Consider the following 16,492-nt stretch of genomic DNA (forward strand, 5'->3'; position numbering starts at 1 on the left):
AGCATATTTCCAAGCGAGTTCCCTTCATGAAGAGCCAACCCGATGCCGCCAGCTGTATGGTGGCCGAGGTAGTGACGCAGTTGCCCGTGCCCTCGCGGCTCGGCATGCTGCGTTTCGAGCGCTTGAATGAAGCCAGCTGGGCGATGCTGTTTCTTGATCCCAACTGCGAACGCCAGTTCGGTCAACCAGCCGTTGAGCTGTGTGCTCTGGTCGGTTCACCCTACGCCAGCCTGATGGAACCGCAAGCACGCTATCAACAGCATGACGCGATCCAGCAGCAACTGCGTGACAGCCCGCATTATCTGGTGCGCTACACGTTGCACACCACCGCAGGCAAGCTGAACATCCTCGAGTTGGGCGAAGCCTACAAACAACACAATCGTCACCTGCTGCGCGGCTATCTGCTGGCGGTCGATGATGTGTTCTACGAAGTGCCGCAGGTGCCCTGCGTCGACCTCGAAACCCAGAATTCGCGCCTGCAAATCGCCCTTGAACTGAACCAGCGCGCCCAGCAGGAACAACTGCAGCACCTGGATCGCGTACGCGCCCAGCAAGACCTGATTCTACTGCTCGCGCGCCAGCGCTACAGCACGCACAACTCGCTGCAAGAAGCCGCCGAACTGATCACCCGCTGCGCCTGCGATATCTACGAAATCGATTGCGCCAGCCTGTGGAACCTCGAAGGCCAGCAACTGGTGCCGATCTCGGCTTACCACCGCGCGACCCAGGAATACATCCTCCCGGACGTGATCGACATCAGTAGCTTCCCCGACTACATGGAAGCGCTGCACAGCAGCCGCGCCATCGATGCGCACAATGCAATGCGCGACCCACGCACCCGTGAGATGGCCGAAGCCCTGCGCCCGCGCGACGTGAATGCCATGCTCGACGCCAGCATCCGCGTCGACGGCCATGTGGTCGGCGTGTTGTGTCTGGCACAGACCGGCGTCACCCGCGCCTGGCAGTCCGACGAGATTGCCTTCGCCGGTGAGCTCGCCGACCAGTTCGCGCAAGTGATCAACAACCATAACCGCCGCACTGCCACCAGCGCCCTGCACCTGTTCCAGCGGGCGGTCGAGCAAAGCGCCAACGCTTTTTTGCTGGTCAACTGCGACGGCGTGGTCGAGTACGTCAACCCGAGCTTCACCGCGATCACCCAGTACACCACCGAGGAAGTCCACGGCCAGCGCCTGTCGGAACTGCCGGCCCTGGAAAACCTCAGCGAACTGCTGTTCGACGCGCCCTCGGCGCTGGCCAAGAGCAACAGTTGGCAGGGCGAATTCAAAAGCCGCCGCAAGAACCTCGAACCTTACTGGGGCCAGTTGTCGATCTCCAAGGTGTATGGCGACAACCGCGAGCTGACCCACTACATCGGCATCTACGAAGACATCACCCAGACCAAACTGGCGCAGCAGCGCATCGAGCGTCTGGCCTACACCGACAACCTGACCAACCTCGGCAACCGCCCGGCGTTTATCCGCAACCTGGACGAACGCTTCGCCCGCGACAGCGATACGCCGATCAGCCTGTTGCTGGTGGACATCGATAATTTCAAGCGGATCAACGACAGCCTCGGCCACCAGACCGGCGACAAACTGTTGATCAGCCTCGCCCGGCGCCTGCGCAACAGCCTGAGCCCGAGCGGCAGCCTTGCGCGGTTCGCCAGTAACGAATTCGCTGTCCTGCTCGACAACACCGACCTTGAGACCGGCCAGCAGATCGCCAGCCAACTGCTGACAACCCTCGACAAGCCAATGTTCGTCGACAATCAGTTGATCAGCGTCACCGGCTCGGTGGGCCTCGCGTGCGCGCCGCTGCATGGCCGCGATCCGCAGACCCTGATGCGCAACGCAGGTTTGGCGCTGCACAAGGCCAAGGCCAACGGCAAACATCAGGTACAAGTCTTCACCGAAGCGCTGAACGCCGAGGCCAGCTACAAGCTGTTCGTCGAGAACAACCTGCGCCGCGCCCTGACCCAGAACGAGCTCGACGTGTTCTACCAGCCCAAGCTGTGCCTGCGCAGCGGTCGCCTGCTGGGCATGGAAGCGCTGCTGCGCTGGAACCACCCGGAGCGCGGGATGATCCGCCCGGATCAGTTCATCAGCGTCGCCGAAGAAACCGGCCTGATCATTCCGATCGGCAAGTGGATCGCCCGTCAGGCCTGCCGCATGAGCAAGGCCCTGACCGCCGCCGGCATGGGCAATCTGCAGGTGGCGATCAACCTGTCACCGAAACAGTTCTCCGACCCGGATCTGGTCGCCTCCATCGCCAAGATCCTCAAGGAAGAAGCGCTGCCGGCCAATCTGCTCGAACTGGAACTGACCGAAGGCCTGCTGCTGGAAGCCACCGAAGACACGCACTTGCAGCTCGATCAGCTCAAGCGTCTGGGCCTGACCCTTGCCATGGACGACTTCGGCACTGGTTATTCATCGCTCAGCTACCTGAAGAAATTCCCGATCGACATCATCAAGATCGATCGCAGCTTCATCCACGAAATCCCCGACAACCAGGACGACATGGAAATCACCTCCGCGGTGATCGCCATGGCCCACAACCTGAAACTCAAGGTTGTGGCAGAAGGCATCGAGACTGCCGAGCAACTGGCGTTCCTGCGTCGTCATCGCTGCGATGTCGGCCAAGGCTACCTGTTCGACCGGCCGATCCCGGGCGCAGAACTCATCCAAGCGTTGAAACGCTACCCGCGCGGGCCGCTCTGCCTCTAAATCCCATCTGTCGAAGCCCCCCTGTGGGAGCGAGCCTACTCGCGAAGGCGTTATAGCCGTCGACATCATCGTCGCCTGACACACCGCTTTCGCGAGCAGGTCGAATCGTCGCACCGTCGCCCCCACATTTGAATAGTGCGAAATCGGGCATCATTGGGCACACTGGCGGTCTGACTTTTTACATCCCATCCTGACTGAGAGGAACGATCATGGTTCTGCGCTCGGAAATTCTGGTGAACAAAAACGTGCTCCCGACGAAAGAACAAGCTCTGCCCGGCCGCGAAACCGCGATGACCCTGCCTGAAAAGCACTTCGTCTTCGAAGAAACCCCACTGCTTGGCCCGTTTTTCCAGGACGTCGACTTTGCGATTTTCGGTCTGGGCTGCTTCTGGGGCGCCGAACGTCGCTTCTGGCAGCGTGAAGGCGTGGTCAGCACCGTGGTCGGTTACGCCGGCGGTTTCACGCCGAACCCGACCTACGAAGAAGTCTGCTCGGGCCTGACCGGCCATGCTGAAGTCGTGCTGGTGGTGTATGACAAGGACAAAGTCAGCTACGAAGAACTGCTGGCGATGTTCTGGGAACTGCACAACCCGACGCAGGGCATGCGTCAGGGCAACGACATCGGCACGCAGTACCGCTCGGTGATCTACGCGACCAGTCCAGAACATCTGGACGCGGCGCTGAAGAGCAAGGCGACCTATCAGGCTGAACTGTCGAAGGCGGGTCTGGGCGAAATCAGCACCGAGATCGAACAGGCACCGACCGTGTACTTCGCCGAGGCGTATCACCAGCAGTATCTGGCGAAAAACCCGGAAGGCTACTGCGGGATTGGCGGCACTGGCGTGTGCATGCCACCGAGCCTGGCGGGTAACTGAAGCTTAGGAGCTTCGCGAGCAAGCCCGCTCCCACATTTGAAATGCATTCCAAAAGTGGGAGCGGGCTTGCTCGCGAAGGCGTCCGATCAGACACCATCAAAGCAACTGATCAACTCTCGGCAATCAACCAATCCATCTGCCAGCCGCCCTGGGTCTGGCCCAATTTCATCGACAACCACGGCAGCAACTCACGCAACTCCTCCTCCAGCCCCCACGGCGGATTGGCAATCGCCATCCCCGAGCCGTTCAGGCTGTTCGGCGTATCCAGCGGATGCACCAGCAACTCCACGCGCAACAACTTCGGCGCACCGGTGCCGGCCAGATCCTGATAGAAACGCCGCAGCGCACGCTGATCCTTCACCGGATACCAGATCGCCGCCACGGTTTGGCGCATCCGGCCGATCGCCTCTTTCATCGACGCCGCGCACCGCTGCATCTCATCGAGCTGTTCGAACGGCGGGTCAATCAACATCACCGCACGCTTCTCCTGCACCGGCAACATCGCCCGCGCCACATGCCAGCCCTCGCCCAGATGAACCTTCACCCGACGATCACCGGCCATGTTGTCTTTGAGCAGCACACCGTCTTCGGGGTGCTTCTCGTTGAGCATCACCCGATCCTGCGGACGGGTCAGGCGCCGCGCCAGCTCCGGTGAGCCCGGGTAATAGCGCAACTGGCCATCCGGGTTCATCTCGTGCAGCACCTTCATGTAGTCGGCGGTCAGCGCTGGCAAGTCAGGCTGATCCCACAAGCGCGCAATGCCTTCCAGGTACTCGCCGGTACGGTTGGCCTGATCGCCCTGCAAGTCATACAGACCAATGCCGGCGTGGCTGTCGAGATAGGCAAACGGCTGCTCCTTGCGCGACATCAGGGCGATGAGGCGGGTCAAGGTCAGGTGTTTGAACACATCGGCGTGATTGCCGGCATGGAAGGCGTGACGATAATTCATGGCTGCTCCTGCGAAGGGCGCAAAGTTTACCTTTTACCGGGCGGCAAGTCAGGGGTTGGCGGCCGAGCGGCCTCTTACATGTTAAGAATCGAGAGTGTCAGATTTTTTGTGTGCGGGCCGGTAATGGCCTGCCGTCAGGCAGGCCGGGTTTTACCAGGTCGGCCTGATAAATCGATCTCCGTACAGAATCGCAAATTGGTTCATCGCACTCTTCCAGTCATGAGCCGCCGAGCCCCAGTTTGCCGTGATGTTACGCAGCCCAAGCCAGATCAGCTTGGTCGCTGCGTCATCCGTCGGGAAGTGGCCCCGGGTCTTGATGATCTTGCGTAGCTGAGCGTTGATGCTTTCGATAGCGTTGGTCGTATAGATCACTTTTCGAATGGCAGGCGGGAAGACAAAAAATGGAATCACTCGATCCCAGGCTCGTCTCCAGGCCGCCACCACCGTTGGGTATTGCTTACCCCAAGGGCCATTTTCAAAGGCATCCAGTGCTTCCTCAGCCGCTTCTGCGTTGATGGCTTGATAGATCGGTTTTAGCGCCTTGGCCAGCTCACGGCGCTTGTCCCACGCCGCGTAATCGAGGCTGTTGCGGATCAAGTGGACGATGCATGTTTGCAGCGTTGTTGCCGGAAATACTGCGCTTAGCGCCTCTGGCATGCCTTTGAGACCGTCAGTCACGGCGATCAGCACGTCCTCTACGCCGCGGGTCTTGAGGTCGTTGAAGACCTTCATCCAGAACTTCGCACCCTCGGTGTTTTCGATCCAGATACCAAGAATATCGCGCGTTCCATCGGGTAAAACACCCAGCGCCAAGTAAATCGCCTTGTTGCGGACAAGGCCTTCTTCTCGGATCTTGACCCGCAGCGCATCGAAGAAAATGACTGGGTACATCGGCTCAAGCGGTCGCTGTTGCCACGCACCAATTTCCTCCATCACCTCGTGCGTGACTGAGCTGATGAAGTCATGGGAAACGTCCGTCCCGTATTGCTCAGAGAGGAAAGCGCGGATTTCTCGAACGGTCATGCCTCGGGCATACATGGCGATGATCTTGTCATCAAAACCGGTGTAACGCCGCTCATGCTTGGGGATCAGAATGGGGGCAAAACTGCCATCCCGATCACGGGGAATCTCCAGCCGCAGCGGGCCATCCCCCGTCAAAATCGTCTTGCCCGTTTTGCCATTGCGCTGGTTGGTTTCATCCTCTGGGCGCTGCGCGCCCGGCGGATACCCCAGGTGGTGACCGAGCTCGGCACTCAATGCTCGCTCAATCAAGGCCTTCTTGAAGGCCGCAGAAGCGTCTTCAATAGCCTCTGCGGTAATCAGCCCCTCACCGAACTCTTCGAGCAGCTCCTTGGGGATTTTTGGTAGGTCACGCAGGGGTTTCTTTTTGGTTGGCATACATGCACCTCTTACTCATGTTATGCCCGAACACAAAATTTCTGACACCCCCTTTGATCAGGCTTCTCGGGTGGATTTCAGGGCCTCTTCGCGAGCAGGCTCGCTCCCACTTTTTGGTCGGTGTGCAGTCGCTGCTCGTCATACTGATCGACAATCTGGCAAAACGACGACACTTTGCGTCTTTTTAACGTGTTCTACGCTCCTTAGAATGGCTGGCATCTTTTCCTATACTCAGACGCGCATCCAGCGTCGGGTCGCCAGCAAGGTCAGCCATGAACAAGAACAATCGCCATCCTGCAGACGGTAAAAAGCCAATCACCATTTTTGGCCCGGACTTTCCATTCGGCTTCGACGACTGGATCGAACACCCGGCCGGTCTCGGCAGCATTCCCGAGCACAACCATGGCGCTGAAGTGGCGATTGTCGGCGCGGGTATTGCCGGGCTGGTCGCGGCTTACGAACTGATGAAGCTTGGCCTGAAGCCGGTGGTTTATGAGGCGTCCAAACTCGGTGGTCGTCTGCGTTCGCAAGCGTTCAATGGCACCGACGGCATCGTTGCCGAACTGGGCGGCATGCGCTTTCCGGTGTCGTCCACCGCGTTCTATCACTACGTCGACAAGCTCGGCCTGGAAACCAAACCTTTCCCGAACCCGCTGACGCCGGCCTCCGGCAGCACCGTGATCGACCTGGAAGGCAAAACCCATTACGCGCAAAGCCTGAAGGATCTTCCTGCGCTGTTCCAGGAAGTGGCTGACGCCTGGGCGGATGCGCTGGAAGCCGGCTCGCAGTTCGCCGATATCCAGCAAGCGATCCGCGACCGCGACGTGCCACGCCTCAAAGAGCTGTGGAACACCTTGGTGCCGCTGTGGGATGACCGTACTTTCTACGATTTCGTCGCCACCTCCGAAGCCTTTGCCAAGCTGTCGTTCCATCACCGCGAAGTGTTCGGCCAGGTGGGTTTCGGCACCGGTGGCTGGGACTCGGACTTCCCCAACTCGATGCTGGAAATCTTCCGCGTGGTCATGACCAACTGCGACGATCATCAGCATCTGGTGGTCGGCGGTGTTGAGCAGGTTCCGCAAGGCATCTGGCGCCATGTGCCGGAGCGCTGTGTCCACTGGCCTGAGGGCACCAGCCTGAAATCCCTACACCGTGGCGCGCCGCGCTCCGGGGTGAAGAAAATCGCCCACGCGCCCGATGGCCGTTTCGCCGTCACTGACAACAACGGTGACACCCGCGAATACGCCGCGGTACTGACCACTTGCCAGAGCTGGCTGCTGACCACACAGATCGAATGCGACGAAAGCCTGTTCTCGCAAAAAATGTGGATGGCCCTCGACCGTACTCGCTACATGCAATCGTCGAAAACTTTCGTGATGGTCGACCGACCGTTCTGGAAGGACAAGGATCCGGAAACGGGCCGCGACCTGATGAGCATGACGCTCACCGATCGCCTGACCCGCGGCACCTATCTGTTCGATAACGGCGACGACAAGCCGGGCGTGATCTGCCTGTCGTACTCGTGGATGAGCGATGCGTTGAAGATGCTGCCGCACCCGGTGGAAAAACGCGTGGAACTGGCGTTGAACGCGTTGAAGAAGATCTACCCGAAGGTCGACATCGCAGCGCGCATCATTGGCGATCCGATCACCGTGTCGTGGGAAGCCGATCCGCACTTCCTCGGCGCGTTCAAGGGCGCCCTGCCCGGCCACTATCGCTACAACCAGCGCATGTATGCACACTTCATGCAGGACGAGATGCCGGCCGAGCAACGCGGGATTTTCATTGCCGGTGATGATGTGTCGTGGACGCCAGCCTGGGTTGAAGGCGCGGTGCAAACTTCGCTCAACGCGGTGTGGGGGATCATGAAACATTTCGGCGGTTCTACACATAAAGAGAACCCGGGCCCGGGTGATGTGTTCAAAGACATCGGCCCTATCGCCCTGCCCGAGTAAGAGGAAGCCCTGATGCGTGTAGCCCTTTACCAATGTCCGCCGCTGCCACTGGACCCCGCCGCCAACCTGCAACGCCTGCATCAACTGGCGATGGAGGCCAAGGGCGCCGACCTGCTGGTGCTGCCGGAAATGTTCATGACCGGCTACAACATCGGCGCCGAGGCGGTCAGCACTTTGGCCGAGGTTTACAACGGTGAATGGGCACAGCAGATCGGCCGGATCGCCAAGGCTGCCGGGCTGGCGATTGTCTACGGATACCCCGAGCGTACTGCTGACGGGCAGATCTACAACGCCGTGCAGTTGATCGATGCGCACGGTGAACGCTTGTGCAATTACCGCAAGACGCACCTGTTCGGCGATCTCGATCGGTCGATGTTCAGCCCCGGCGACGACGCGTTTCCCGTGATTGAACTCAACGGCTGGAAGATCGGTTTCCTGATCTGCTACGACCTGGAATTCCCGGAAAACGCCCGGCGCCTGGCCCTTGCAGGCGCGGAGCTGATTCTGGTGCCGACGGCTAATATGATCCCGTTCGATTTCGTCGCCGACGTTACCGTTCGCTCCCGCGCCTTCGAAAACCAATGCTATGTGGCCTACGCCAACTACTGCGGCCACGAAGGCGATATTCACTATTGCGGGCAGAGCAGCATCGCCGCGCCGGATGGCAGCCGTATTGCTCAGGCCGGTCTGGATGAAGCGTTGATCATCGGCGAGCTCGATCGGCAGTTGCTGGTCGACTCCCGCGCAGCCAATCGCTACCTCAGCGACCGTCGCCCCGAGCTTTACGGCGCGCTGAACCAGCGCTAATCCGCTAGCATTGGCACTTCACTGTTCTGGAAGTGCCCATGCCTGCGCCGACTCACCCCCGCCCCCACACTGAAACCCTGGCCAACGGCTTGCGCGTGACCCTGCGTCATGTGCCCGAGCTCAAGCGCAGCGCCGCCGCATTGCGGGTGGCCGCGGGCAGCCATGACGTGCCGTTGGCGTGGCCGGGGCTGGCGCATTTCCTTGAACATCTGCTGTTTCTCGGTACTGAGCGTTTTCCTGCCAGCGAAGGGCTGATGGCCTACGTGCAACGTCATGGCGGTCAGGTCAATGCCAGCACTCGGGAGCGCGCTACTGACTTTTTCTTTGAGTTGCCGACGCCGTCATTCGCTGCCGGGCTGGAACGCCTGTCAGACATGCTCGCCCAACCGCGTATGAATCCGGACGATCAGTTGCGGGAACGGGAAGTGTTGCAGGCGGAGTTTGTCGCTTGGTCGCAAGATCCGACGGCTAAGCAGCAGTTTGCGTTGTACGAAGGTTTGCCGGCGGATCACCCGTTGCGCGGCTTTCATGCGGGGAACCGCGACACGCTGCAAGTTGAGCAGCCGGCGTTTCAGCAGGCACTGAGAGATTTCCATCAGCAGTTCTACCGCACCGGGCAAATGACCCTGAGTCTGGTTGGGCCGCAGAGTCTGGAACAATTGCAGACTTTGGCTGAGCACTTCGCGGCGGTTTTGCCGGCTGGGGATAACGTTGCCCAAGACACCCTGCCGTTTGGGGTGAAAAGTTATCAACAGGTCGGCGAGCATCGGTGCAATCTGCTGGTTGCTTTTGACGCGCTACCCGACACGTCAGCTGAAGCGTTGGCGTTTCTTTGCCACTGGCTCAACAGTGCCAAACCCGGCGGCCTGCTCGCGCATTTGCAGCAGCAGGGCCTGACTGACGACTTGAAGGCCACGCCGCTGTATCACTTTGCCAGCCAAGCGTTGCTGCAGTTGGAGTTCACGGCCTCAGCGGATTCGCTCAGCGCCAACGGCGAACAGGTGCTGGATTGGCTGAGCTTCTTCGCGCAACAGGATTGGGCGCCGCTGCGCGAGGAATATGCGGCAATGCTTCAACGTCAGCATCAAGTCAGCAGTGCTTTAGAACTGGCGCGGCTCGACAGCAAGCAACTGGACAGTGGCCTGAGCGAATCCGGTGTTGCGGCCCTCAAGCACATCCTTCGTGAAATCGGCACTGTGGATAACTTCAGCAGTCACTGGCAACTGCCGGCCGCCAACCCTTTCTTGCGTTCCAGTGAACCACTGGCCAACGCCGGACTGATCCGCGGACAGACCAGCGCCCACCGTGGCCTGCGCACGTTCGCTCAGGATCGCTCGCGCGGCCGTCGCGAACGCTCGCCCATGCTATTCAGCCAGGCCTTGCCGGATAACGGTGCTGAAGGGGCGATTTATCTGCGCTGGCAGCTAGAGGCAGCGGCCAACGCGGATCTGCAAGCGCAACTGCAACGCAGCCTTCGGCAAACTCAGGAAGACGCCCGAGAGGCCGGGGTCCAGTTGTCGCTGAACACGACCGGCAATCAGTGGCTGCTGAAACTGACCGGTCTGCAAGAGCCGATGCCAACCGTGCTGGAGCACGCGCTGAAATCTCTGACGCAGGCTGACGCCGAATCTGCGCGCGTTGAACCGCAAACGCCGTTGATGCCTATCCGCCAATTACTCAAGGCGCTGGCGGAGCACTGTCCGGTAACAACGACAAAATCCGGCGACGCCACGCACCTGTGGACAACTTCTCACTGGGACGGCCTGGCGGTCGGGCTCAGTCCACAAACCCAATCGGCCATGGGTCTGGCCCTGAGCCGCATTCCCGGCATACCGGACAATCAAATCCCGGCACAACCGGCACGCCACGCTCAACATCTGTGGAGCCATATCGACACCGCATCCAACGAACACGCGTTACTGTTGTTTTGCCCGACTGCCGCTGGCGATATCGCCCAAGAAGCCGCGTGGCGCCTGCTCGCGCACCTGTGCCATACCCCGTTTTATCAACGCCTGCGGGTCGACTTGCAGTTAGGCTACGCCGTGTTCAGCGCCTTGCGGCAGATAAACGGCCAGAGCGGATGGCTGTTCGGCGTGCAATCGCCAACCGTCGCACCTGTGCAATTGCTCGAGCACATTCAACAGTTTCTGGCAGACGTCCCAGCGCTGATTGAACAATTCGATGAAGCCAGTTTCATTGAGCAACGCCAGATACTGGCGGCGCATCTGAACGCCAGCGCCCTGTCCGGCAAGGATGCCGCCGAACTGCTGTGGCAGGCCAAGCTTGCCGGCCACTCGTCGGATTATCTGCCCCAACTGGTCGCCGCGACCGGCCAACTGGATCGCCCGGCATTGCTGGCAGCCGCGCAACGCTTGAATCGCGCCGAAGGCGGCTGGCTCTGCCTCGCCAGCGAATCGATGCCGGGCGCACCCTGGCAAGCAGCAAAATGATCGTTACCAACGCTGCAAGGAGCTTTCTCGAATATTCACGGGCAATCCCGGTGAAATTTTGAGTAACATAGCCGCCTAACTATTTGGAACATCCCTGCGCTGCCGTGGACTATAACTATGGACAGCGCTATCCCACCCACCAGAAGGAGACACCTTATGTCCTGGACAAAACCGGCTTACACCGACCTGCGTATCGGCTTCGAAGTCACCATGTACTTCGCCAGCCGCTGAGTCCTGCTCACGCAGACTTGCAGTGCAACGCCTCGGCTCGCCGGGGCGTTTTATTTTCAGCGTTGAAAGATTGGAGCGTTCATGTTCGTCCAGATTCTGGGTTCGGCCGCCGGTGGCGGTTTTCCGCAGTGGAATTGCAACTGCGTCAATTGCGCCGGTTTTCGCGACGGCAGCCTGAATGCCAAGACCCGCACCCAATCGTCCATCGCCATTTCCGATGACGGCGTGAACTGGGTGCTGTGCAACGCCTCGCCGGACATCCGCGCGCAACTGCAGAGCTTCGCTCCGATGCAACCGGGCCGTGCCCTGCGTGATACCGGCATCAGCGCGATCATCCTGATGGACAGCCAGATCGACCACACCACCGGCCTGCTGAGCCTGCGCGAAGGCTGCCCGCATCAGGTCTGGTGCACAGACATGGTTCACGAAGATCTCAGCACGGGTTTCCCGCTGTTCACCATGCTCAAGCACTGGAACGGCGGGCTGGACTGGAACCGTATCGAACTCGACCAGAGCTTCACCGTTGCCGCGTGCCCGAACCTGCGCTTCACCCCGCTGCCGTTGCGCAGCGCCGCCCCACCGTACTCGCCGCACCGCTTCGATCCGCACCCGGGCGACAACATCGGCCTGATCGTCGAAGACCTGAGTACCGGCGGCAAGCTGTTCTATGCGCCGGGTCTGGGCAAGGTGGACGCGCCACTGCTGGAAATCATGGCCGGCAGCGATTGCGTGCTGGTGGACGGCACAATGTGGGACGACGATGAAATGCAGCGCCGCGGTGTCGGCACTCGCACCGGTCGCGAGATGGGCCATCTGGCGCAAAACGGTCCTGGCGGCATGCTCGAAGTGCTGGAACAGCTTCCCGAGCAACGCAAGGTGCTTATCCACATCAACAACACCAACCCGATCCTCGATGAGGATTCGCCGGAGCGCGCAGAACTGGCGCGGCGTGATGTTGAAGTGGCGTATGACGGCATGAGTATTGTGCTGTAAGCCTTTAAGACCCCCTTCGCGAGCAGGCTCGCTCCCACATTGGAATGCGATCAACCTGTGGGAGCGAGCCTGCTCGCGAAGAGGCCAGTGCAAACAAAAGAGATTTCTAGGGTTGTTCCCCGGAGAACCGCAATGACCGACCAACCGATGTCCCCCGCCGAATTCGAAGCGGCCCTGCGCGCCAAAGGCGCCTACTACCACATCCATCACCCGTATCACGTAGCAATGTACCAGGGCCGCGCCACCCGCGAGCAGATTCAGGGCTGGGTTGCCAACCGCTTCTACTATCAGGTGAACATCCCCCTGAAAGACGCGGCGATTCTCGCCAACTGCCCGGATCGCGAAATTCGTCGCGAGTGGATTCAGCGCCTGCTCGACCACGACGGCGCTCCCGGTGAAGACGGCGGTATCGAAGCCTGGCTGCGCCTCGGTCAAGCGGTCGGCCTCGACCCGGATCAACTGCGTTCCCAGGAGCTGGTTTTGCCCGGCGTGCGTTTTGCCGTCGATGCCTACGTCAACTTCGCCCGCCGTGCCAGTTGGCAGGAAGCCGCCAGCAGCTCGTTGACCGAACTGTTCGCGCCGCAGATCCACCAGTCGCGCCTCGACAGCTGGCCGCAGCATTACCCATGGATCGACCCGGCCGGTTACGAGTATTTCCGCACCCGTCTCGGTCAAGCGCGGCGCGACGTCGAGCATGGCTTGGCGATTACGCTGGAGCACTATAAGACGCGCGAAGGCCAGGAGCGCATGCTGGAAATTCTCCAGTTCAAACTGGACATACTTTGGAGCATGCTCGACGCCATGAGCATGGCCTACGAACTGAACCGCCCGCCGTATCACAGCGTCACTGAGCAACGCGTCTGGCACAAAGGAATCACCCTATGAGTTTCGACCGCAGCAAGACCCCGACCTGGCGTCCCGGCTACCGTTTCCAGTACGAACCGGCGCAAAAAGGCCACGTGCTGCTGTACCCCGAAGGCATGATCAAACTCAACGACAGCGCCGCGCTGATCGGCGGTTTGATCGACGGTGAGCGGAATGTCGCGGCGATCATTGCCGAACTCGACAAGCAATTCCCCGGCGTGCCTGAACTCGGTGACGACATCGAGCAATTCATGGAGGTTGCCCGTGCGCAGCACTGGATCGAACTTGCCTGAGTCTTCAGTGCAAGTGCCGCCACAACCGGAAATCGGCCTGCCGCTGTGGCTGCTCGCCGAGCTCACCTACCGCTGCCCGCTGCAATGCCCGTACTGCTCCAATCCGCTGGATTTCGCCGAGCAGGGCAAAGAGCTGAGCACCGAACAGTGGATCAAGGTCTTTCGTGAAGCGCGGGAGATGGGCGCGGCGCAACTGGGTTTCTCCGGGGGTGAGCCACTGGTGCGCCAGGATCTGGCCGAGTTGATTGCTGAAGCGCGAAAACTGGGCTTCTACACCAACCTGATCACCTCCGGCATCGGCCTCACCGAACAGAAAATCAGCGATTTCAAGAAGGCCGGGCTCGATCACATTCAGATCAGCTTCCAGGCCAGCGACGAGCAGGTGAACAACCTGCTCGCCGGCTCGAAAAAGGCTTTCGCGCAGAAGCTGGAAATGGCCCGTGCGGTGAAAGCCCACGGCTACCCGATGGTGCTGAACTTCGTTACCCATCGGCACAACATCGACAAGATCGACCGCATCATCGAGCTGTGCATCGCGCTCGAAGCGGACTTCGTCGAACTCGCCACCTGCCAGTTCTACGGCTGGGCACAGCTCAATCGTGTTGGCCTGCTGCCGACCAAGGAGCAACTGGTGCGCGCCGAACGCATCACCAACGAATACCGCGCCAAGCTGGAGGCCGAAGGGCATCCGTGCAAGCTGATATTCGTCACCCCGGACTACTACGAAGAGCGCCCGAAAGCCTGCATGAACGGCTGGGGCAGCATTTTTCTGACAGTCACCCCGGACGGCACTGCCCTGCCCTGTCATGGCGCTCGACAGTTGCCGGTGCAATTTCCCAACGTGCGCGACCACAGCATGCAGCACATCTGGTACGACTCGTTCGGCTTCAACCGCTTTCGTGGCTACGACTGGATGCCCGAGCCGTGCCGCTCGTGCGATGAGAAAGAAAAAGACTTCGGCGGCTGCCGCTGCCAAGCGTTCATGCTCACGGGTGATGCGAGCAATGCTGACCCGGTGTGCAGCAAGTCCGAACATCACGGCGTGATTCTCAAAGCCCGCGAAGAAGCCGAGACCGCCACTCAAACCATCGAACAACTGGCCTTCCGCAATGAACGAAACTCACGCCTCATCGCTAAAGGCTGAGCCTTTCAGCGCCGCTCAAGCCGTCGCCGCCGGGATGGACTTCGCCGAACTACAACTCGGCGCCAACGGTTTGTTCTGGAATGAATACCGCCCGGAAGATGCCGCGTGCCGGATCTGGCATTGGCGCGACGGCACGGCGAAATGTCTGACGCCGGCCGGTTTCAGCGTGCGTAGCCGGGTGTACGAATATGGCGGCGGAGCGTTTTGCCTGACACCTGACGGGGTGGTTTTCGTCGGCGAGGCGGATCAGCAGTTGTATCGGCAGGCGCTGGATGGCGAACCTGAGGCACTGACATCGGGCGAATGTCGTTATGGCGATCTGCATTTTGCCGATGGGCAGGTGTTGGCGGTTGAAGAGCAGCACGACACGCATCGGCTGGTGGCGATTGATCTGGCGGATGGCAAACGTCATCTGCTGGCCGAAGGCGCGGACTTTTACGCTGCGCCGACGGTAAGTCCGGATGGCGAGCGGCTGGCGTGGATCGAGTGGAGTCGCCCGCATCAGCCGTGGACGTCGACCCGCTTGATGGTGGCCGACGGTGATTTTTCGACGCCCCGTTGCGTAGCGGGCGAACAGCTTGAGGAATCCATTCAACAGCCGCGTTTCGATGCTGAAGGTCGTTTGTATTGCCTGACCGATCGCGGCGGATTCTGGCAGCCGTGGGCTGAAACCGCCGAGGGCCTGCAGCCTTTGCCCAGCGCTGAGGCCGACCATGCACCTGCGCCGTGGCAGTTGGGCGGTTGCACCTGGTTGCCCGTTGGCGAATCTTATCTGGCCAGTTGGAGCGAGGGCGGTTTCGGCCGCCTCGCGCTGAACGGCAAAGACTTCGCCGGCGACTACAGCCGCTTCCGACATCTGGCGCTGGATGAGCAATTCATCTATTGCATCGCCGCCTCGCCGATCCGTCCTTCGGCGGTGATTGCCATCGATCGGGGGTCCCGTGAAGTGAAAGTGCTGGCTGGCGGTGTTGCACCGTTGCCCGCTGAACGCATCAGCCGCCCGCAGACCCTGCGCTACCCAAGCGGTTCGGGCGAGGCTCACGGATTCTTTTATCCGGCCATGAGCGGTGAGGCGAAACCGCCGCTGGTGGTGTTCATCCACGGCGGCCCGACGTCGGCCTGTTACCCGATGCTCGACCCGCGCATCCAGTACTGGACGCAACGCGGCTTCGCCGTCGCTGACCTCAATTATCGCGGCAGCAGCGGTTATGGCCGGGAGTACCGGCAGGCGTTGTATCTGAGCTGGGGTGAGGTGGATGTCGAGGACGCCTGCGCAGTAGTGGCGTATCTGGCCGAACGCGAAATGATCGACGGTGATAACGCGTTCATTCGGGGCGGCAGCGCAGGCGGTTACACGACGTTGTGTGCCTTGGCGTTTCATCAAGTATTTCGTGCCGGCGCCAGCCTTTATGGCGTCAGCGATCCGCTGACCCTTACCCGGGCGACACACAAGTTCGAAGGCGACTATCTGGACTGGCTGATCGGCGATCCCGAGCAAGACGCCGAACGCTACGCCGCCCGCACGCCGTTACTGCATGCGAGCAATATCCGCGTGCCGGTGATTTTCTTTCAGGGTGAGCTGGATGCTGTTGTTGTGCCGCAACAGACGCGGGACATGGTTACGGCACTGGAGCAGAACAACATCCCGGTCGAGGCGCATTACTATGCCGATGAACGCCACGGCTTCCGCCGCGCGGTGAATCAGGCGCACGCGCTGGAACAGGAGTGGATGTTCTATCGACGGGTGATGGGGCTAACCTTGACGCAGAATTAGCGGTGTCCCGTTCGCGAGCAGGCTCGCTCCCACGGG

At 60.5% G+C, this 16,492-nt stretch carries 13 protein-coding genes; 11 read left to right on the forward strand and 2 right to left on the reverse strand.

The features are described from left to right. Positions 1-26 precede the first annotated feature (26 nt). On the forward strand, positions 27-2,723 hold the full coding sequence (locus ATI02_RS12850) for a putative bifunctional diguanylate cyclase/phosphodiesterase (RefSeq protein ID WP_095187386.1): 2,697 nt from the start codon (positions 27-29) through the stop codon (positions 2,721-2,723). 209 nt (positions 2,724-2,932) lie between these two features. Beyond that, positions 2,933-3,598 carry a peptide-methionine (S)-S-oxide reductase MsrA gene (msrA, locus tag ATI02_RS12855; RefSeq protein ID WP_095187387.1) on the forward strand — a complete coding sequence of 222 codons (666 nt, stop codon included), beginning with the start codon at positions 2,933-2,935 and terminating at the stop codon, positions 3,596-3,598. Positions 3,599-3,707: 109 nt separating this feature from the next. Here the strand turns inward: msrA and ATI02_RS12860 are convergent, their stop codons facing one another. Beyond that, entirely contained in the window at positions 3,708-4,547 is an 840-nt protein-coding gene (locus ATI02_RS12860; RefSeq protein WP_095187388.1) for a 23S rRNA (adenine(2030)-N(6))-methyltransferase RlmJ, read from the reverse strand. A gap of 150 nt (positions 4,548-4,697) precedes the next feature. Further along, positions 4,698-5,945 carry an IS256 family transposase gene (locus ATI02_RS12865; protein ID WP_095191982.1) on the reverse strand — a complete coding sequence of 416 codons (1,248 nt, stop codon included), beginning with the start codon at positions 5,943-5,945 and terminating at the stop codon, positions 4,698-4,700. A 272-nt stretch (positions 5,946-6,217) separates the two neighbouring features. Here ATI02_RS12865 and ATI02_RS12870 point away from each other — a divergent pair, with 272 nt between their 5' ends. From ATI02_RS12870 to ATI02_RS12910, 9 genes are all read left to right on the forward strand, one after another. After that, positions 6,218-7,900 (forward strand): flavin monoamine oxidase family protein, encoded by a 1,683-nt coding sequence (locus ATI02_RS12870; protein ID WP_095189523.1) that lies wholly within the window; start codon positions 6,218-6,220, stop codon positions 7,898-7,900. Positions 7,901-7,912: 12 nt separating this feature from the next. Then, a complete protein-coding gene (locus ATI02_RS12875) occupies positions 7,913-8,707 on the forward strand; it encodes a carbon-nitrogen hydrolase family protein (RefSeq protein ID WP_100846460.1) in 795 nt (264 codons plus the stop codon). A 38-nt stretch (positions 8,708-8,745) separates the two neighbouring features. Continuing rightward, positions 8,746-11,157, forward strand: a complete 2,412-nt coding sequence (pqqF, locus tag ATI02_RS12880) for a pyrroloquinoline quinone biosynthesis protein PqqF (RefSeq protein WP_100846461.1) — start codon at positions 8,746-8,748, stop codon at positions 11,155-11,157. Between the two features lie 156 nt (positions 11,158-11,313). Further along, positions 11,314-11,388: a pyrroloquinoline quinone precursor peptide PqqA gene (gene pqqA, locus ATI02_RS12885; RefSeq protein WP_003422658.1), complete on the forward strand. Its 75-nt coding sequence runs from the start codon at positions 11,314-11,316 to the stop codon at positions 11,386-11,388. Positions 11,389-11,469: 81 nt separating this feature from the next. Further along, entirely contained in the window at positions 11,470-12,381 is a 912-nt protein-coding gene (gene pqqB, locus ATI02_RS12890) for a pyrroloquinoline quinone biosynthesis protein PqqB (RefSeq protein ID WP_100846462.1), read from the forward strand. A gap of 132 nt (positions 12,382-12,513) precedes the next feature. Then, a complete protein-coding gene (pqqC, locus tag ATI02_RS12895; RefSeq protein ID WP_100846463.1) occupies positions 12,514-13,266 on the forward strand; it encodes a pyrroloquinoline-quinone synthase PqqC in 753 nt (250 codons plus the stop codon). After that, the gene (gene pqqD / locus ATI02_RS12900; RefSeq protein WP_100846464.1) at positions 13,263-13,538 is read left to right on the forward strand and encodes a pyrroloquinoline quinone biosynthesis peptide chaperone PqqD; all 276 of its coding nucleotides are present in this window, start codon (positions 13,263-13,265) and stop codon (positions 13,536-13,538) included. Before pqqC ends, pqqD begins: the two co-directional genes overlap by 4 nt. Before the next feature lie 7 nt (positions 13,539-13,545). Then, positions 13,546-14,682, forward strand: a complete 1,137-nt coding sequence (gene pqqE / locus ATI02_RS12905; RefSeq protein ID WP_420875209.1) for a pyrroloquinoline quinone biosynthesis protein PqqE — start codon at positions 13,546-13,548, stop codon at positions 14,680-14,682. After that, positions 14,648-16,456 carry a S9 family peptidase gene (locus ATI02_RS12910; RefSeq protein WP_100846466.1) on the forward strand — a complete coding sequence of 603 codons (1,809 nt, stop codon included), beginning with the start codon at positions 14,648-14,650 and terminating at the stop codon, positions 16,454-16,456. The genes pqqE and ATI02_RS12910 overlap by 35 nt, the downstream gene beginning before the upstream one ends. Positions 16,457-16,492 lie beyond the last annotated feature (36 nt).

Origin of the sequence: Pseudomonas baetica (assembly GCF_002813455.1) — a bacterium.
Classification (GTDB): domain Bacteria; phylum Pseudomonadota; class Gammaproteobacteria; order Pseudomonadales; family Pseudomonadaceae; genus Aquipseudomonas; species Aquipseudomonas baetica.